The 18113-nt window shown below is 71.3% G+C and carries 17 protein-coding genes; 3 read left to right on the forward strand and 14 right to left on the reverse strand.

Features of this window, described 5'->3' with window-relative positions; all coding sequences use genetic code 11:
• Window positions 1-69: 69 nt before the first annotated feature.
• From ACTWJ9_RS08665 to rlmN, 4 genes are all read right to left on the reverse strand, one after another.
• Window positions 70-1089 carry an ABC transporter ATP-binding protein gene (locus ACTWJ9_RS08665; protein ID WP_279333588.1) on the reverse strand — a complete coding sequence of 340 codons (1020 nt, stop codon included), beginning with the start codon at window positions 1087-1089 and terminating at the stop codon, window positions 70-72.
• Window positions 1090-2799: an ABC transporter permease gene (locus ACTWJ9_RS08670; protein ID WP_387037339.1), complete on the reverse strand. Its 1710-nt coding sequence runs from the start codon at window positions 2797-2799 to the stop codon at window positions 1090-1092.
• Window positions 2775-3905, reverse strand: a complete 1131-nt coding sequence (locus ACTWJ9_RS08675) for a thiamine ABC transporter substrate-binding protein (protein WP_387037337.1) — start codon at window positions 3903-3905, stop codon at window positions 2775-2777. The genes ACTWJ9_RS08670 and ACTWJ9_RS08675 overlap by 25 nt, the downstream gene beginning before the upstream one ends.
• Before the next feature lie 249 nt (window positions 3906-4154).
• Window positions 4155-5261, reverse strand: a complete 1107-nt coding sequence (gene rlmN / locus ACTWJ9_RS08680) for a 23S rRNA (adenine(2503)-C(2))-methyltransferase RlmN (protein WP_279333594.1) — start codon at window positions 5259-5261, stop codon at window positions 4155-4157.
• Window positions 5262-5578: 317 nt separating this feature from the next.
• Here rlmN and ACTWJ9_RS08685 point away from each other — a divergent pair, with 317 nt between their 5' ends.
• Both ACTWJ9_RS08685 and ACTWJ9_RS08690 read left to right on the forward strand, forming a co-directional pair.
• Window positions 5579-6013, forward strand: coding sequence for a hypothetical protein (locus ACTWJ9_RS08685; RefSeq protein WP_443295543.1), 435 nt, complete (start codon window positions 5579-5581; stop codon window positions 6011-6013).
• Window positions 6014-6292: 279 nt separating this feature from the next.
• Entirely contained in the window at window positions 6293-6700 is a 408-nt protein-coding gene (locus tag ACTWJ9_RS08690) for a hypothetical protein (protein WP_443295544.1), read from the forward strand.
• Window positions 6701-6899: 199 nt separating this feature from the next.
• Here ACTWJ9_RS08690 and ACTWJ9_RS08695 read toward each other — a convergent pair whose 3' ends face one another.
• The 6 genes from ACTWJ9_RS08695 to rpsB all read right to left on the reverse strand — a co-directional run bounded on the left by ACTWJ9_RS08695 (window position 6900) and on the right by rpsB (window position 12383).
• Window positions 6900-7091: a hypothetical protein gene (locus ACTWJ9_RS08695; protein ID WP_388705868.1), complete on the reverse strand. Its 192-nt coding sequence runs from the start codon at window positions 7089-7091 to the stop codon at window positions 6900-6902.
• Window positions 7092-7615: 524 nt separating this feature from the next.
• Window positions 7616-8740 (reverse strand): phosphatidate cytidylyltransferase, encoded by a 1125-nt coding sequence (locus tag ACTWJ9_RS08700; RefSeq protein ID WP_443295545.1) that lies wholly within the window; start codon window positions 8738-8740, stop codon window positions 7616-7618.
• Window positions 8740-9297 (reverse strand): ribosome recycling factor, encoded by a 558-nt coding sequence (gene frr, locus ACTWJ9_RS08705; RefSeq protein ID WP_279333604.1) that lies wholly within the window; start codon window positions 9295-9297, stop codon window positions 8740-8742. The genes ACTWJ9_RS08700 and frr overlap by 1 nt, the downstream gene beginning before the upstream one ends.
• Window positions 9298-9477: 180 nt before the next feature.
• Window positions 9478-10236, reverse strand: coding sequence for a UMP kinase (pyrH, locus tag ACTWJ9_RS08710; protein ID WP_279333607.1), 759 nt, complete (start codon window positions 10234-10236; stop codon window positions 9478-9480).
• 189 nt (window positions 10237-10425) lie between these two features.
• On the reverse strand, window positions 10426-11271 hold the full coding sequence (gene tsf, locus ACTWJ9_RS08715; protein ID WP_279333610.1) for a translation elongation factor Ts: 846 nt from the start codon (window positions 11269-11271) through the stop codon (window positions 10426-10428).
• Window positions 11272-11429: 158 nt separating this feature from the next.
• On the reverse strand, window positions 11430-12383 hold the full coding sequence (gene rpsB / locus ACTWJ9_RS08720) for a 30S ribosomal protein S2 (protein ID WP_443295546.1): 954 nt from the start codon (window positions 12381-12383) through the stop codon (window positions 11430-11432).
• A 293-nt stretch (window positions 12384-12676) separates the two neighbouring features.
• On the opposite strand from rpsB, the gene ACTWJ9_RS08725 reads away from it, so the two are divergent.
• Entirely contained in the window at window positions 12677-13375 is a 699-nt protein-coding gene (locus ACTWJ9_RS08725; protein ID WP_423836081.1) for a M23 family metallopeptidase, read from the forward strand.
• A gap of 67 nt (window positions 13376-13442) precedes the next feature.
• On the opposite strand, the gene ACTWJ9_RS08730 is transcribed toward ACTWJ9_RS08725, so the two are convergent.
• The 4 genes from ACTWJ9_RS08730 to ACTWJ9_RS08745 all read right to left on the reverse strand — a co-directional run bounded on the left by ACTWJ9_RS08730 (window position 13443) and on the right by ACTWJ9_RS08745 (window position 18113).
• The gene (locus ACTWJ9_RS08730; protein ID WP_279337911.1) at window positions 13443-14000 is read right to left on the reverse strand and encodes a TetR/AcrR family transcriptional regulator; all 558 of its coding nucleotides are present in this window, start codon (window positions 13998-14000) and stop codon (window positions 13443-13445) included.
• A 119-nt stretch (window positions 14001-14119) separates the two neighbouring features.
• The gene (whiG, locus tag ACTWJ9_RS08735) at window positions 14120-14962 is read right to left on the reverse strand and encodes an RNA polymerase sigma factor WhiG (protein ID WP_279333615.1); all 843 of its coding nucleotides are present in this window, start codon (window positions 14960-14962) and stop codon (window positions 14120-14122) included.
• A gap of 320 nt (window positions 14963-15282) precedes the next feature.
• Window positions 15283-16482: a DNA-processing protein DprA gene (dprA, locus tag ACTWJ9_RS08740; RefSeq protein WP_443295547.1), complete on the reverse strand. Its 1200-nt coding sequence runs from the start codon at window positions 16480-16482 to the stop codon at window positions 15283-15285.
• Complete coding sequence (locus ACTWJ9_RS08745; protein ID WP_279333618.1) at window positions 16479-18113, reverse strand: YifB family Mg chelatase-like AAA ATPase; 1635 nt, start codon at window positions 18111-18113, stop codon at window positions 16479-16481. The genes dprA and ACTWJ9_RS08745 overlap by 4 nt, the downstream gene beginning before the upstream one ends.

The raw sequence follows: 18113 nt of genomic DNA on the forward strand, positions 1-18113 counted from the left end.
CCCACGCACAGCAGGACGGCCCTCCCCCGGACTCCGTCCGGGGGAGGGCCGTCGCGCGTCCGCCGCGGGTCAGTCCAGTACGACGACCTCGGCCGCGTCGAACTCCACCCCGACCTCGTCCCCGACCTCCGGTGCCGTGCGGAGCGCGCAGGCGGCCTCCAGCCGGGGCGCCTGCTCGGGCTGGAGGCGGACCGCGACATGGGTGCCCCGGAAGGTGCGCGCGGTCACCGTGCAGCGCAGGCCCGTCTCGGCCGGGACCAGCCGGACCCCGGTGGGCCGGACGAGCAGGGTCCGCGTGCCCTGCGGGGCGTCCGCCGGCACCGGGACCTTGCCCCACGGCGTCACCGCGACGTCCGCGCCGACCGTCGCCCCGACCACGTTCTCGAACCCCAGGAAGCGGGCCACGAACGCGTCGGCCGGACGCTGCCACACCTCAAGGGGCGTACCGGACTGGGCGATCCGTCCGTCCCGCATCACCACGACCCGGTCGGCCAGCGCGAACGCCTCGCCCTGGTCGTGCGTCACGGCGAGCACGGTGGTGCCCAACCGGCCGAACAGCTCACGCAGTTCGACGACCAGCCGCTCCCTGAGCGTCCGGTCGAGCTGGCCGAGCGGTTCGTCGAGCATCAGCAGCCTCGGGCTGGGCGCCAGCGCGCGGGCCAGGGCGACCCGTTGCTGCTCTCCGCCGGACAGCGCCGCCACCGCCCGCCCGGCCGCCCCGGGCAGTCCGACGAGGTCCAGCAACTCCTTCACACGGTCGGCCTGTTCGGCCCGTGACGTGCCGCGCATCCGCAGCCCGAAGGCCACGTTGCCGCCCACGTCCCGCTGCGGGAACAGCTGGTGGTCCTGGAACATCAGCCCGACCCCGCGCCGGTGCGCGGGCACGTCCGCCTGGTCACGTCCGGCCAGCGAGATCCGCCCGGCGTCGAGGGGCTGCAGCCCGGCCACCGCCCGCAGCAGCGTGGACTTGCCGCTGCCGCTGGGCCCGAGCACACACACGATCTCGTGCTCGGCGACCTCCAGGTCGACGGCGTCCAGCACCGCCCGGCCGCCGAAGCGGACGGTGGCGGCCTCCAGGCTCAACAGCATCTAGAACTCCCCGGATCGGTCGGTCCGCAGCCGCTCCAGCGCCAGCAGCGCCACCGCGCACACGATCATCAGAATCGTCGACAGGGCCATCGCCTGACCGTAGTTGAGGTCCCCCGGCCGGCCGAGCAGCCGCGCCACGGCCACCGGCAGGGTCGGATGGTCCGGCCGCGCGATGAACACCGTCGCACCGAACTCGCCCAGCGACACCGCGAAGGCGAACCCGGCCGCGATGAGCATCGCCCGCCGCACCATCGGCAGGTCCACCTCGCGCCAGGCCCGCCACGGCGACGCCCCGAGCACCGCCGCCGCCTCCCGCAGCCGCGCGTCCACGGCCCGCAGCACGGGCAGCATGGTCCGTACGACGAACGGGACACCGACCAGTGCCTGGGCGAGCGGCACCAGGATCCAGGAGGACCTCAGGTCCAGTGGCGGCTCGTCGAGAGCGATCAGGAACCCGAAGCCGACGGTCACCGCGGACACCCCGAGCGGCAGCATCAGCAGGGCGTCGAAGCCGCGCACCAGCCGTCCCGCGTCCCGCCGGGTGAGCGCGACGGCCGCCAGGGAGCCGATCACCACGGCGATGACGGTGGCCGCGGCCGCGTACTGCAGGGAGTTGCCGACCGCCTCGATCGGCGCGACCAGGAACACTCCCCCGTCGTCCCGGGTCAGCGCCCGGTAGTAGCCGGCCCCGACGTCGCCGAAGGAGCGTTCCACCAGCACCGCGAGGGGCAGGAGCAGCAGCACGACGACGGTGGCGACGACCCCGGCGAGCAGCGCCCACTGCCCGGCACCGCGCGGCCGGCGTGCGGTCGTGGAGGCGTCCACCAGGCGCAGCGCGGTCTCCCGCCGCCGTACGGTCCAGGCGTGCAGGGCGAGGATCGCGCCCACCGCGGCGAACTGGATCATCGTCAGGACGGCGGCGGTGGACAGGTCGAAGATCTCCGAGGTCTGCCGGTAGATCTCCACTTCGAGGGTGGCGAAGGTGGGCCCGCCGAGGATCTGCACCACGCCGAAGGAGGTGAAGGTGAACAGGAAGACCATCAGCGCCGCGGCGGCCACGGCGGGCGCGAGCGCGGGCAGGGTGACGGTCCGCCAGGCCGTGAACCGGGAGGCGCCGAGCATCCGCGCGGCCTCCTCCTGCCGCGGGTCGAGCTGCCCCCACAGTCCGCCGACGGTCCGCACGACGACGGCGTAGTTGAAGAACACGTGCGCGAGCAGGATCGCCCACACGGTGGTGTCCAGCCGGACGCCCCACAGCTCGTCGAGGAGGCCGCCGCGCCCGACGAGCGCCATGAACGCCGTGCCGACGACGACGGTCGGCAGCACGAAGGGGACGGTGACCACCGCCCGCAGCAGGTGTCTGCCGGGGAAGTCGAAGCGGGCGAGGACGTACGCGCCGGGCAGGGCGATCAGCAGGGTGAGGGCGGTGGAGACCAGCGCCTGCCAGGTGGTGAACCACAGCACCTGGCGGACGTCGGACTGCGCCAGTACGTCCCCGATCCGCCCGAGCTGCCAGACCCCGTCGGCCTTCAGGCCGCGCGCGACGATCGCGGTGACGGGGTAGGCGAAGAAGACGGCGAAGAACGCGACGGGCACGGCCATCAGGCCGAGCCGCGCCGCGGTTCCGCGCCACCGCCGCCGTCCGTTCCCTCGCACGGCGGCGGTCCGGCTCACCTCGGTCCGGCTCACTTCAGTACGAGCGAGGTCCACGACTTGACCCACTGGTCACGGTTGTCGGCGATCCTCGCCGGGTCCATCGTCTCCGGGTCCTTCGCCTGCGGCCCGTACTGCGCGAACTCCTCGGGCACCTGGGCGCCCTCCCGCACCGGGTAGACGAACATGTTGAGCGGCATGTCCTCCTGGAACTCCTTGGTGAGCAGGAAGTCGAGCAGTGCCTTGCCGCCCTCGGGGTTCTTCGCGTTGCTGAGCAGCCCCGCGTACTCGACCTGACGGAAGCAGGTGCCGTCGGCGACACCGGTGGGAGCGGTCGTCGGCTTCGGGTCGGCGTAGATCACCTCGGCGGGCGGGGAGGAGGCGTAGGACACCACCAGCGGCCGGTCCCCCTTGGCCTGCTTGCCGCCGGCCGAGCCGGAGAACTCCTCGTTGTAGGCCTGCTCCCAGCCGTCGACCACCTTCACGCCGTTGGCCTTGAGCTTCTTCCAGTAGTCCTGCCAGCCTCCCCCACTCTCGGCTTCGCTCGAGCGGGAGGTACCCCCACCGCCGTACTTCGCGGCGGTGCCGAGGAGGAAGCCGAGGCCGGGCGAGGAGGTGGAGGCGTTCTCCACGACGAGGAGGTTCTTGTACTCGGGCTCGACCAGGTCGTCGAAGGTCTTCGGCGGGGTCAGGTCGCGCTCGCTGAACCACTCCTTGTCGTAGTTGACGCAGACGTCACCGGTGTCGACCGGCGTGACCCGGTGCTTGCCCTCGTCGACGCGGTACTCGGGAAGGACCAGGTCGGAGCCCTCGGCCTGGTACGGCTGGAACAGCCCGTTGTCGAGAGCGCGGGACAGCAGGGTGTTGTCGACGCCGAAGAAGACGTCGCCCTGCGGGTTGTCCTTGGTCAGGATCGCCTTGTTCACGGCCGATCCGGCGTCGCCGTCCTCCAGGACCTTGACCTGGTAGCCGGACTTCTTCTCGAAGGCGGCGATGACGTCCTTCGAGGCGGCCCACGAGTTGTGGCTGACGAGAGTCACGGTCTTGGACCCGCCGGACCCGGACCCGGACTCCTCGGTGCCGCCGCCGGACGAGCCGCAGGCGGACAGGGTGACCAGGCCCAGCCCGACGGCCAGGGTCGTGACCTTCTTGGTGATGTTCAACGGATTCCTCCTGGGGGTGACCAGGAAGAGACGCGGCCCTGTCCGGGACCCCTCACGGGTGTCCCGGACAGGGCACAACAGCTCGAGTGATGACCGATCTCCCTACCCAGAATGACCTGGGCGAGGTTCGGAGGGTCTGCGGCCGATGCCGCACTCTCAGCGCTGTGGCGCTCCCCTGTCGGAATATGAACGTGTGTGGTGACCGGATATGAAGTTGTTGTCCTTGCAACGTCCTCTACGGCGGCCAGGCTACCTCTCGCTCGCGGCGAGCTGGCCACAGGCCCCGTCGATCTCCTGTCCACGGGTGTCCCGGACCGTCACCGGCACACCGTGCGCGGCGATCGCCTCCACGAACGCCTTCTCGTCCTCGGGCCGCGAGGCGGTCCACCGGGAGCCGGGCGTCGGGTTGAGCGGGATGAGGTTGACGTGCACGGGCCTGCCCTTCAGCAGCCGCCCGAGCCGGTCACCACGCCACGCCTGGTCGTTGATGTCCCGGATCAGCGCGTACTCGATGGACAGCCGCCGCCCCGACCTGGCCGCGTACTCGAAACCGGCGTCGAGGACCTCGCGCACCTTCCACCGCGTGTTCACGGGGACGAGGGTGTCGCGCAGCTCGTCGTCGGGCGCGTGCAGGGAGATGGCGAGGCGGCACTTGAAGCCCTCGTCGGAGAACCGGTGGATCGCCGGCACCAGCCCGACGGTCGAGACGGTGATCCCGCGCTGCGACAGCCCGAGCCCGTCGGGCTCCGGGTCGGTCAGGCGGCGGATCGAACCCACCACCCGGTTGTAGTTGGCGAGCGGCTCGCCCATCCCCATGAAGACGATGTTGCTCAGCCGGGCGGGCCCTCCGGGAACCTCGCCGTCCCGCAGCGCCCGCATGCCGTCCACGATCTGGTGCACGATCTCCGCCGTGGACAGGTTCCGGTCGAGCCCGGCCTGCCCGGTCGCGCAGAAGGGGCAGTTCATGCCGCAGCCGGCCTGCGAGCTGATGCACATCGTCACCCGGTCCGGGTACCGCATGAGCACCGACTCGACGAGGGTTCCGTCGAACAGCCTCCACAGCGTCTTGCGGGTGGTGCCCTGGTCGGTCGACAGATGCCGGACCACCGTCATCAGCTCGGGAAGCAGCGCCTCCTGGAGCTTGGCGCGGGAACCGGCGGGGATGTCGGTCCACTGCTCCGGGTCGTGCGCGTACCGGGCGAAGTAGTGCTGTGAGAGCTGCTTGGCGCGGAACGGCTTCTCACCGGCCGCTGCGACCGCCTCCTTGCGCTCGGCCGGTGTGAGGTCGGCAAGGTGCCGCGGCGGCTTCTTGGCTCCGCGCGGCGCGACAAAGGTGAGTTCTCCGGGCTTAGGCATGGCGGTACCAGTGTCGCAGATCCAATCGGGTGACCTGGGACTGTCGCTCGCGACGACTGTCGTGAGGAGTCGTCACCGGTCGTCACTGAGCGGCCTCGGACGGCCCAGAGACGGCCCAGAGCTGATCACGAGGGACCGGCCGGTTGACCGACGGCAGCCTGCATCACTCGTCTGCACTGCGGGGATCGACAGCGAACGGTTGCCCGCTGAGGCTGGGAGTGGCACGGGGCCGTCCCGTCGCCTGTTCGAGAGCCAGCCAGAGGTGACTGTGGCGCGACAGGTTCCCCGGCCCTGAATGAAGGAGAAGGTGCCCTCGCATGTCACACCGCACTGCCGTGGTGCCGGAAGCCACCTGGGTGGCCCGGTGGGCGGGATCTCTGCTGTGCCTTGTGGTGGCCGGTATCCACGTGGTGGACCAAGGCGGCATCACGGCAACGAGGGACCCCTCCTACATAGGCATCGCCTACCACGTCCTGGAGATCGCGGCTGTGGTCGCGGCGGTACTGCTTCTCCTCGGCCTCGTACGACTGGGATGGCTGCTGGCGGTCGGGGTCGCCCTCGGCCCCCTGGTGGGTTACATCCTCTCCAGAGGGCCAGGACTGCCCGACTACAGCGATGACATCGGCGATTGGACAGAGCCGCTCGGGCTGGTCAGCCTGGCCGTCGAAGGAGCCCTGCTCCTGTTGTCGGTGCCGCTCTTCGTGCGGAGCTTGCGCCCGGAACCAAGAGCTTCGGGAAGCATCGGAGACTAGTTGGGAAGATCGCGTACGCGGGTTGGCGTTGACCTGGAGAGACGGTGACCTGCGCGTCCCTGGGATGCTCACCGCCGTTCCCCGGTGTTCCCCGCCGGTCGCCGGTGTTCCCCGCCGGTCGCCGCTCGGTCGGGCACGCAAGGGGCACGGTGCCCACCTCCCACGCTTGTGGCGATCCGGAGCCGCCCCTGGGCCTGAATGAGCCCCCGTCGGCGCTTTCCTGGGCGATGAGGTCACCGGAGGCGATGTTCGTGTGCCCCGATGCCGCCGGGAGGGGCGATGAGCTACGTGGTCCTGTTGGCGTTGACGGCCAGCGCTCTGGGCGTGGTGGGATGTGGCGTGGCGGGGCTCGCCACCGGCTGGATCCACCCATGGGAGCGAGGCCGGGTCCTGCGCCCCGGAGCCCACGGGCTCGGCCACATCCTTTCGGGAAGTGGCTTCTTCTGTGTCTGCGTGTTCTTCCTCATGGCGTCGGACGGTGGCTCGCTGTGGGGAGGCGTCTCGCTGGAACTGCTCCTGGTGGGGATCGTCCTCTTCTTGATCGGAACCGTCCTGCGCGGCGTGGCTGCCTTCCCGGACCGCCAGGTCGGATCGCGAGTGGCCGCAGACTCCCGTCCAGATGGCACCCTGAGGTCGGCGGAGTCTCAAGGGCCGAGTCAAGCCGGTGGGTCGCCGCCCATCGGGTGAGGGCGGCGACCACCCGGGACAGGTTCGAGCCGCATCCTTGTCAGGTCGATCACGGGAAGCCGGCGATCCTGGTTGCTCCGGCCTACGCCTGGACTCGTCGTCCACTGGGCTCCGGCATCGACCGCCTCTGTTCGCACCTGTCGGTGTCAGACGTCGATGTCAGAGCATCGGGACGCCCTTGCCAGATCCAACGACGTTGCTATGGCAAGGCAACCACGGCGTAGGCCATGCCGATGACGACAACCAGGCAGACGACAACGGCGGCCATCACGGCGATACCCAGCAGCCCCGCCATACCTGCGATCACTCTCCAACCGATCCGGGCCATCCGCTCGGCCTGCTCGACTGCGTCCTCGTAGTCGCTGTCGTCGTACCAGTCCCGATGGGTCATGACACCCCCGGCCTCGAAGCATAGAAGGCACAGCCGAACCCCTTCCCCCGCCCACCACTCACCCCGGCTCCCCTCCCCTCCGCCGTCGACCCACACACCGTGGAACGGGCGTGGTTCCTGGCGTCCAGGTGGAGCGCACCACCGTACGAACGACCTCGACGCCCCTGGACCGCGTCTGCTCGGCTCTGCCTGGGGGGGACGGCGGACGGGAGGGGAGCATCCCGCTTCCACTACAGGCCCGCAGTCGGCGACGGTGCCCCCTCCATCCCGGTGCCGGCCGATCCCCCGCCGGAGGCATCATCTGCCGGCTCTCCGGGCTCAGGCATGGCGGTACCGGTGCCGCAGAGCCAACCGGGTGGCCGCGCGAGGCGTCCGAGGGCACCCGGAAGCCCTCAGGGCAGCCCTCTCCCGGGCCAGAGCCACGGCTCAGGAGCCCGTAGGCAGCCGGGCCCTTCCTTCGACACGGGTCGAGCCCCCGTGTCCGGCGGGACGCGGGGGCTCGACGAGGGCCGGGATCGGCGGGGTCAGCTGCCGACGAACAGGACCAGCAGCAGCCACACCACCGGGGCCGTGGGCAGCAGGGAGTCCAGGCGGTCCATGATGCCGCCGTGGCCGGGGAGCAGGGTGCCCATGTCCTTGATGCCCAGGTCCCGCTTGATCATGGACTCGCCCAGGTCGCCGAGGGTGGCGCTGACGGCGACCGCGAGGCCGAGCAGCAGCCCCTGCCACCAGGTGCCGTCGTCGATCAGGAACTGCATGCACAGCGCGCCCGCCGCCATCGCGAACCCGACCGCGCCCAGCAGGCCCTCACGGGTCTTGCCGGGGCTGATGCGCGGGGCGAGCTTGTGCGTGCCGAAGCGCCAGCCGACGGCGTACGCACCGGTGTCACTGATGACCGTGAGCAGCAGGAACACCAGGACCCGCCAGTGCCCGTCGTCCGCGGCCAGCATCATCGTGACGAAGGTCGCCAGGAACGGCACGTAGAACGCGGCGAAGACCCCCGCCGTGACGTCCCTGAGATAGTTCTCGGGCGGTTGGGTCATCCGCCAGACCAGCACCGCCAGCGCGGTGAACGCCATGGCGACCCACGCGCCCTCGGCTCCCCGGACGTACCCGGCGACGACCATGGCGGCACCGCCGAGCGCCAGCGGCACGAGCGGCGCCAGGATCCCCTTGCGTTCCTCCAGCCGCTTGGTCAGCTCCCACAGGCCCACCACGACGGCGGCCGCGACGACACCGACGAAGGCCGCCTTGACGACGAACAGCGACACGGCGATCAGCGCGCCGAGCCCGATACCGACCCCTATCGCGGCACCCAGGTCGCGTCCCGCGCTCTTCTTCTGCGGCGGGGGTGCCGGCTGCGGGGCGTCGGGCATGGGCTCCGGATTCTGCGGCATCTCCCCCGGATGGGGGCGCGCCCGCGTCGTCTCGTCTGGGAACAGAGGGCCGCTCAGCCGAGCGGTCTCCCGGTCCATGTCCTGATCGGCGCCGTGTTCGGGCAGGTCGGGCACGATGGGCATGGGGCGAGTCTGCTGCGCGTAGTGCGCATCGTACGGGGGACCCGCCGGGACAGCTCCCTGGACGGGCCCCTGCTCGGGCGGCCCCCAGTACCCGGCCTGCGGCGGCGCCCCCCAGGAAGAGTCGTTCATCAGACTTCGAGCAGTTCCGCTTCCTTGTGCTTCAGGAGCTCGTCCACCTGCGCGACGTACTTCGCGGTGGTGTCGTCGAGCTCCTTCTCCGCACGGCGGCCCTCGTCCTCGCCGACCTCGCCGTCCTTGATCATCTTGTCGACGCCGTCCTTGGCCTTGCGGCGCACGGCGCGGATGGAGACCTTGGCGTCCTCGGCCTTGGCCTTGGCCACCTTGATGTAGTCGCGGCGGCGCTCCTCGGTGAGCTCGGGGAACACCACGCGGATGATGTTGCCGTCGTTGCTCGGGTTGACGCCCAGGTCGGAGTCGCGGATGGCCTGTTCGATGTTGCGCAGGGCGCTCTTGTCGAACGGCGTCACCACGGCCATGCGCGGCTCGGGCACGGAGAACGAGGCCAGCTGGTTGATCGGCGTCAGCGCGCCGTAGTAGTCGGCCACGATCTTGTTGAACATCGCCGGGTGCGCACGACCGGTGCGGATCGCGGCGAAGTCCTCCTTGGCGACCACGACGGCCTTCTCCATTTTCTCCTCGGCCTCGAGGAGGGTCTCTTCGATCACCACTTGCTCCTGCGTGTCTTGAGTAGGCCCGGCCGCGGTTCCCTGGCGGGGCGGCGGCCTGCTGCGTCGCGTCTTCTTCCTGCACGGTTCCCGACCGGCGGGACATTGTCCATCCCCCGGCCCGGTCCGTCCCGTCCGTCCCCAGGAGTGTCCTGGTGCGGGCGGGTGGTTCTGGTCCGGTCAGTTCCGGTCCGTCTGGTCACCCACAAGTGTGCCGATCTTCTCACCCTTGACGGCGCGCGCGATATTGCCCTCCGTCAGCAGCTCGAAGACGACGATCGGGAGCTTGTTGTCGCGGCACAGGGTGACGGCCGTGGCGTCGGCGACCTTCAGGTCACGCGTGATGACCTCCCCGTACCCGAGGTGGTCGAACTTCACCGCGTCGGGGTTGGTCTTCGGGTCGGAGTCGTAGACCCCGTCCACGCCGTTCTTGCCCATCAGCAGCGCCTCGGCGTCGATCTCCAGGGCGCGCTGGGCGGCGGTGGTGTCGGTGGAGAAGTACGGCATGCCCATACCGGCGCCGAAGATGACCACGCGGCCCTTCTCCAGGTGCCGTACGGCTCGCAGGGGGATGTAGGGTTCCGCGACCTGGCCCATGGTGATGGCGGTCTGCACCCTGCAGTCCACGCCCTCCTTCTCCAGGAAGTCCTGGAGCGCCAGGCAGTTCATCACGGTGCCCAGCATGCCCATGTAGTCGGAGCGGGCCCGGTCCATGCCGCGCTGCTGCAGTTCCGCGCCGCGGAAGAAGTTGCCGCCGCCGATGACGGCGGCGATCTGCGCGCCGTCCCGGACGACCGCCGCGATTTCGCGTGCCACGGCGTGCACCACGTCGGGATCGACGCCAAGGCCGCCGCCACCGGAGAATGCCTCTCCGGACAGCTTCAGCAGAAACCGGCCGCGTACTTTGCCGTCGTCGCTCTTCTCGGCCCTGGTGGTCATGGGGATCCCGCCTCTTTCACCTGTTGCACATACGAAGGAGGCCACTGCCGGCGGGGTGTGCTTCGCATCCCATGCGGCAATGGCCTCCTCGTCAGATCTGCTGTCACCCGGCACGCGCACGTGCGTGACGGCGTGTCCGGACGACTGCTGACGACCCTATCGGGGTCGCGCGCCCGTCGCGGTACGGACTCAGACGCCGACCTTGATGCGCGTGAAGCGCTTCAGGGTGACACCGGCCTCGTCCAGAACCTGCTGGACGGACTTCTTGTTGTCCAGCGCGTAGGGCTGGCCGAGCAGCGTGGCGTCCTTGAAGAAGCCGTTGAGGCGACCCTCGACGATCTTCGGCAGGGCGGCCTCGGGCTTGCCCTCGGCGCGGGTGGTCTCCTCGGCGACACGGCGCTCGGTCGCGATGACCTCGGCCGGCACGTCCTCCTTGGAGAGGTACTGCGGCGCGAACGCGGCGATGTGCTGGGCGACGCCCTTGGCGACCGCGGCGATCTCGTCGGTCTGCTTGTCGAACTCGACGAGGACACCGATCTGCGGGGGCAGGTCGGGCATCGTGCGGTGCATGTACGCCGCCACGTAGCCGTCGGCGAACAGGGCGAAGCGGTCCAGGACGATCTTCTCGCCCAGGTTGGCGTTGGCCTCGTCCACGAACGCCTGGACGGTCTTGCCGGCCTCGATCTCGGAGGCGAGCAGGGCCTCGATGTCGGCCGGGGAGGTCTTGGCGACGTGCTCGACGATGGTGGTGGCCACGCCCTGGAACTTCTCGCCCTTGGCGACGAAGTCCGTCTCGCACTTCAGCTCGACGAGGACGCCGGAGGAGTTGTCGTCGGCGATGATCGAGACCACGGCGCCGTTCTCGGCGGAGCGGCCCTCGCGCTTGGCGACGCCCTTCTGGCCCTTGATACGGAGGGCCTCGACGGCCTTCTCGACGTTGCCCTCGGCCTCGTCCAGCGCCTTCTTGCAGTCCATCATGCCGGCGCCGGTGAGCTCCCGGAGCTTCTTGACGTCGGCGGCGGTGTAGTTCGCCATGAGTCTGTGAGTCTTTCTCGAAGTCTGGAGGTTCGGAGATCCGCGGGTCCGCGATCTACGGGTGGACGCAGATCGCGGACTCAGCGCTGACCTACGGGTGTACGGCGGGAGCGGACTTCAGATGGCCCGCTCCCGCCGTATCCGCACGGACGGGCCGGTCAGGCCTGGTCGGCCTCGGCGACCGGGGCGGCGTCGGCCGCGGGGGCCTCGGCAGCAGGAGCCTCAGCCGCGGGGGCCTCGGCAGCGGGGGCCTCGGCGGCGGGAGCCTCAGCCGCGGGGGCCTCGGCAGCCTCGGCCGGCTTCTCGGCCTCGGCGGCGGCCGGGGTCTCGTCGGCCTTCTTCTCACCCTCGAGCAGGTCGCGCTCCCACGCGGCGAGGGGCTCGCCGGCGGCCTTCTCACCCTTGCCCTCGGTCGCGACACCGGAGCGGGAGATGAGGCCCTCGGCCACGGCGTCGGCGATCACGCGGGTGAGCAGGGTGACGGAGCGGATCGCGTCGTCGTTGCCCGGGATCTTGTAGTCGACCTCGTCGGGGTCGCAGTTGGTGTCGAGGATGGCGACGACCGGAATGTTGAGCTTCCGGGCCTCGCCGACCGCGATGTGCTCCTTCTTGGTGTCCACGATCCAGACGGCGCTGGGCACCTTCTGCATCTCGCGGATACCGCCGAGGGTCTTCTCCAGCTTGGCCTTCTCGCGGGAGAGGACCAGCAGCTCCTTCTTGGTGAGGCCGGAGGCGGCCACGTCCTCGAAGTCGATCTGCTCGAGTTCCTTGAGGCGCTGCAGACGCTTGTAGACGGTCGAGAAGTTGGTGAGCATGCCGCCCAGCCAGCGCTGGTTGACGTAGGGCATGCCGACGCGGGTGGCCTGCTCCGCGATGGCCTCCTGCGCCTGCTTCTTCGTACCGACGAACATGACCGTGCCGCCGTGGGCGACGGTCTCCTTGACGAACTCGTAGGCGCGGTCGATGTACGACAGCGACTGGAGCAGGTCGATGATGTAGATGCCGTTGCGCTCGGTGAAGATGAAGCGCTTCATCTTCGGGTTCCAACGGCGGGTCTGGTGACCGAAGTGGACGCCGCTCTCCAGCAGCTCCCGCATCGTGACGACGGCCATGGCCGTATCTCCTTGTGTTTCTCGGTTGTGCCGCGGGGACCGGCGGTTCCCGCGCCTGACGCCCACGACGCGCCGTTGCCACAGAGGACCGAGGGGCGCTGACACCCGGAGCGATCTCGACCGTGCGGTCGTGACCGGACCTGATGTCGGGGCGTGCGAAGTCGACCCGGTGACCCGGATCGCCACCCAGAAGTGTACGGGACCCGCAGGGCACCGGGTGACGTCGTTGTCCACAACCGGCCGGTGATCCACAGGTCCCGGCGGTGATCACGGATCTCGGGGAGGCTCCCCGCATGCGAGTGAGCCGTTTTCCGGGGACGTGTGCGCGCCTGGCCGTCCTGCTGGTCCTGACGCCTACGGTGCTGCTGTCACCACCGCCGCCTTCGCTTCCGTCGCTCGTGGCTCGGACGGGTGACACGGCTCCGCCGGATGCCGACGCCGATGCCTCTGGTGCCGGCCGTACCACCGGTACCACTGACACCGCCGGTACCGGTTCCGGTGCCGGTTCCGGTGCGGCGGCCCCCGGGCCCGGAGTGCCGGCCGTCGGGCGGGTCTGGCCCGTGGGGGTACGACCACGGGTGCTGCGCGGCTGGGAACCACCGGAGACCAGGTACGGGCGCGGACACCGCGGTGTGGACCTGGCTGCGGCTCCGGGGACACCGGTGCGGGCGGTGGCGGCGGGCCGGGTCTCCTACGCCGGCCGGGTGGCCGGCCGGGGCGTCGTCTCGGTGGAGCTGTCCGGCACGGGCGCCCCGCCTCTGCGTACGACCTACGAGCCGGTCCTGCCATCGGTGGAGGAAGGAACCGAGGTGGCGCCGGGCGAGGTGATCGGCACGGTGGCGGCCACGGGCTCCCACTGCACGGCCCCCTGCCTGCACTGGGGCCTGCTGAGGGCGGACCTCTACCTCAACCCGCTCGACCTGCTCCCTCCCCACCTGCTCGGCGGCCCCTCAAGACTCCTCCCGGTGCTCGGCGTACCGCTGCCGGAGTGACCGGGACACCGGAGAGCGGGGGCCGGGGCCGGAGGGGCCGGAGCCGGGCTGGTCAGGGCCGCACTGGTCAGGGCCGGACGCCCCGGAGGGTCATGGCGACCGCCGCCTCTGTGATCGTCTCCGGGTTCTCCGCTGCGCCCAGTTCGATCCGGCGCACGGCGGCGTCGACCACGCCCTGGAGCAGCATCGCCGCGAGCCGGGGCTGTTCGTGGCCCAGTTCGCCCAGCGCCTCGACGATCATCGCGACGAGTCCGCCGTGCGCCGCGCGGATCTTCTCCCGGGCGCCCGCGTCGAGTTCACTCGCGGAGATGGCCACCACCGCACGGTGACGCCGGTCCCCCACCAGTGCCAGCTGCTTGCGGACGTACGCCTCGATCTTGGCCTCGGCGCCGTCGGCCGCGGCCATCGCGAACTCGACCTCGGCCGCCCAGACCGGGAAGTCGACCTCGCACAACTCCTCGACCACGGCCGCCCGGGAGCGGAAGTACTCGTACACGGACGAGCGCGCCAGGCCGGTGCGCTCGGCGAGGGCGGGGAAGGTCAGCGCCTCCGTACCGCCCTCGGACAGCAGGGAGCGTGCCGCGTCCAGCAGGGCGGCTCGCTGCATCGACCGGTGCTCGGCCACGGAGGCCGCTCGAATCCTTGGCACGCCCACCACTTTACGGACGCCCCGCGCGAGGGGGGAGCCCTCGGGCCGAAACCGCAGGTGGCGCGGGTGCACCCGCAACCCGCCGGGCGGTCGGCTCAACCGCCGAAGCTCGCCAGCTTCGCCCTCAGCTGGAGTACGGACTTGGTGTGGATCTGGCTGACCCTGCTCTCCGTGACCCCCAGCACATGGCCGATCTCGGCCAGGGTGAGCCCTTCGTAGTAGTACAGCGTGACCACGGTCTTCTCGCGTTCGGGAAGCGTGTTGATCGCCCGCGCGAGGAACCGTCGCAGCTCCCGGTCCTCGGCCACCTCCACCGGGTTGTCGGCGGCGGTGTCCTCCAGGGTGTCCATCAGGCTGAGCCGGTCGCCGCTGTCGCCTCCGGCGTGCAGCAGCTCCTCCAGGGCGACGACGTTCGCGAGGGACAGCTGGCTGAAAACCGCGTGCAGTTCCTCCACGGCGATCCCCATCTCGCCGGCGACCTCGCTCTCCGTCGGCGTACGCCTGAGCCGGGCCTCCAGCGTCGCGTACGCCCGCTCGACGTTGCGTGCCTTCTGCCGCACCGAGCGCGGAATCCAGTCCAGGGCCCGCAGCTCGTCGATCATCGCGCCCCTGATGCGGGTGATCGCGTAGGTCTCGAACTTGATCTCCCGGTCGACGTCGAACTTCTCGATCGCGTCGATCAGCCCGAACACCCCGGAGGAGACGAAGTCCGCCTGATCCACATTGGGCGGCAGCCCCACGCTGACCCGGCCCGCGACGTACTTCACCAACGGCGAGTAGTGCAGGATCAGCTGTTCCCGCAGCCGCTCGTCCCCCGTCGCCTTGTACGACCGCCACAGCTCGTCGAGCGTCGAGGGAGCGGGCGGCCGCACGCTGCCACCGTCACGGGCGGCTGGGGGGATCGCCGCCCGGTCGGACCCGGAGGTGTGCTGGGGCATTCGTCGCCTTGTGCCGTTCTGCGGCGGACCGTTGCCGCCTGCGTGAGCTGTCCGTCCGATGCCGAGCCGCCCGTCTGTGCCTGCCCGGATCGCCTGCCGTGGTGCCCTTCCGTGCTGTCTTTCCGTATCGGGACGCCTGTGAGCGTAGCGTGACTGAGGGGTCGCGGTGCGCGAAGAAGTGAGGTCGGGGCGCGCGTGGAGGTGCCCCGACCCAGGCCCCGCCGGGTCGTACTCGTCGCTCTGCGTGTTCACCCGGGTGTCCCAACTGACGTATTTTCCAAGGTGCGTGGACGTTCCCCCGGACGGCCGAACACACTCCGTCAGTGGTCATCGGAGCCACCCCCGACCGGAATCACCGCCTGGCGTGTCAACTTCCAGTCGTCGCCGTGTCGTTCGACGTATCCAAGTGCTCGCAGTTCGTACAGTCTCGCGATCGCGTCGTCGCGGGTGGTGCGCGCGCCGCACGCGATGCCGTCCACGCCGGCCGCCGCCCGCGCCGGCAGCGCGTCGAGGACCTGGCGGGCGGCCGGATCCAGCAGGTCGCGGGGCAGTACCGGGCCGCGCCGGTCCGGTGCCAGTTCGCCCATGTCTCCGACCAGTTCGATGACCTCCGCGGCGTCGGTGACCAGCACCGCCTCCTGCCGCAGCAGTTCGTGCACCCCGGCGGAGCGCCCGCTGGTGGCCGGCCCGGGCACCCCCATCGTGTGGCGTCCCAGGCGCCGGGCCGCCCTGGCGGTCACCAGGGAGCCGCTGCGGTGGGCGGCCTCGACGACCACGGTGCCCCGGGTGAGCGCGGCGATGACCCGGTTGCGGAGGATGAATCTGCTCGCCGTCGGGTGATCACCGGGCGGCAGCTCGCCGATCACCAGCCCCTGTTCCGCGATCCTGGTGATCAGTCCGGTGTGTCCGCGCGGGTAGGGCCGGTCGACCCCGCAGGCGAGGACGGCGACGGTGGCGCCGCCCGAGCCGAGCGCACCGCGGTGGGCGGCGCCGTCGACCCCGTAGGCGCCGCCGGAGACCACGACCCAGCCGCGTTCGGCGAGTTCGGCGGAGAGGGTGGCGGCCATGTGGGCCCCGTAGTCGGTGCAGGCGCGGGCACCGACTACGGCGACCGAGCGCAGCGCCCACATCCGCAGGTCGGCGGGGCCGCGCACCCACAGCCCGAGGGGCCGGCCGTCCCCCAGGTCGTCGAGCTGCCGGGGCCACTCGGCCGTCCCGGGGCACACGAACCGCGCCCCGGCGTCCCGCGCGACGGCGAGATCCCGGTCCGGTACGGCCCGCTCGGCCCGCGCCAGCAGTCCGGCCCACCGCCGGCCGCTCACCCCCGGCAGCGGCTCGGCTCCGTCCTGCAGCCGTGACACCACTTGCCGTGCGCCCAGTTCCCGCACCCACCGCCCACCGGTCTCGTCGCCGGGTTCCAGGACGCGGGTGAGGAAGATCCGGGCGAGGAACTCGTCACCGCGGCCGCCGGCCGGTTCACGGCCGGGCCGCCCGTCCGCGGGCTCGCCGGCGCGGCTCATGTCAGCGCTCCGATGGCCATCGGCACGCCGCGGGGGACGCCGGTGCGCAGTTGCAGCGCGAGGGCGACGTCCCTGGCGTCGGGCCGGTCGTGGCCGACCAGGTCGGCGACGGTCCAGGCGACCCGCAGCACCCGGTCGAGCCCGCGGGCACTGAGCACACCGCGCTCCAGGCTCCGCTCGGCGTCCTCCAGCGCGCCGGGTGCCGCGTGCCAGCGGCGGCGCAGCTCCCGTCCGGGGACGTCGCCGTTGGTGCGCCACGGGGTGCCGGTGAGCCGCGCGGCGGCGCGTTCGCGGGCCGCGCGCACCCGGTCGGCGACCGTGGCGGTGGATTCACCGCGGGCTCCGTCGGCGGTCAGTTCGGCACGTGTGACGCGCTCGGCCTCGACCCGCAGGTCGACCCGGTCGAGCAGCGGGCCGGACAGCCGGGCCTGGTAGCGGCGGATCAACGAGGGCGGACACTCGCACAGGGCCTCCTTCGTCGAGAAGCGGCCGCAGGGGCAGGGGTTGGCGGCGAGCACCATCAGGAACCTCGCCGGGAAGCGCACCACGCCGGAACTGCGCGCGATGACCACGTGCCCGGCCTCCAGCGGCTGGCGCAGGGCGTCCAGGGCACGGCCGCCGAACTCGGGGGTCTCGTCCAGAAAGAGCACGCCCCGGTGCGCGAGGGACACCGCTCCGGGCCGGGCGGTTCCGGGGCCGCCGCCGACGAGCGCCTGCATCGTGGCCGAGTGGTGCGGGGCGCAGTAGGGAGCGGTGTCGATCAGGGGCTTGCCCGGGGGCAGCAGGCCGGCCACCGAGTGCACCGCCGTGACCTCCAGCGACTCCTGCCGGCCGAGCGGGGGCAGGAGCGAGGGCAGCCGCTCCGCAAGCATCGTTTTGCCCGCGCCCGGTGGTCCTTCCAAGAAAAGGTGGTGCCCGCCGGCCGCCGCCACCTCCACCCCGGTCCGCGCCGGAAGCTGGCCGACGACGTCGGCGAGGTCGGCGAGGTCGCAGCCGGGGCCGTAGTGGGCCGCGCCGACGCTGTGCATGCCGGTGGCCGCGCCGGTGCCGGGGACCCGCAGCCCTGCCAGGAGCGGATCGGGCCGCCCCTGGCCGCCCTGTTCCTCCTCGGGCACGGGTTCGTCGGTGAGGAGGGCGATCAGCTGGCGCAGGCTGCGGACGCCCAGGACCGACACGCCCGGCACCAGCGAGGCCTCGGCGGCGGCGCACTCGGGCACCACCACCTGCTCGTACCCCGCGTCGGCCGCCGCGATGACCGCGGGCAGCGTGCCCCGGACCGGTCGCACCCTGCCGTCCAGTCCCAGCTCACCGACCATCACAAGGTCGGCGAGCACCCGCGGATCGATCCGCTCGGCGGCGCCCAGGACGGCGCTGGCGACGGCCAGGTCGAAGCCGCTGCCGGCCTTCGGCACCGATGCCGGGCTGAGCCCCACGGTGAGCTTCTTCTGCGGCCACTCCGCACCGGAGTTGACCACGGCGGCCCTGACCCGGTCCCGGCTCTCCGTCAGGCTCTTGTCCGGCAGCCCCACCAGGGTGAACGCCGCCACTCCCGGTTCCAGGTCGGCCTGGACCTCCACGACCACGCCCTCGACGCCCACCAGCGCCACCGAGCAGGTACGGGCGAACCCCAT

This window comes from Streptomyces sp. GDS52 (genome assembly GCF_052246875.1).
Lineage (GTDB): Bacteria > Actinomycetota > Actinomycetes > Streptomycetales > Streptomycetaceae > Streptomyces > Streptomyces cathayae.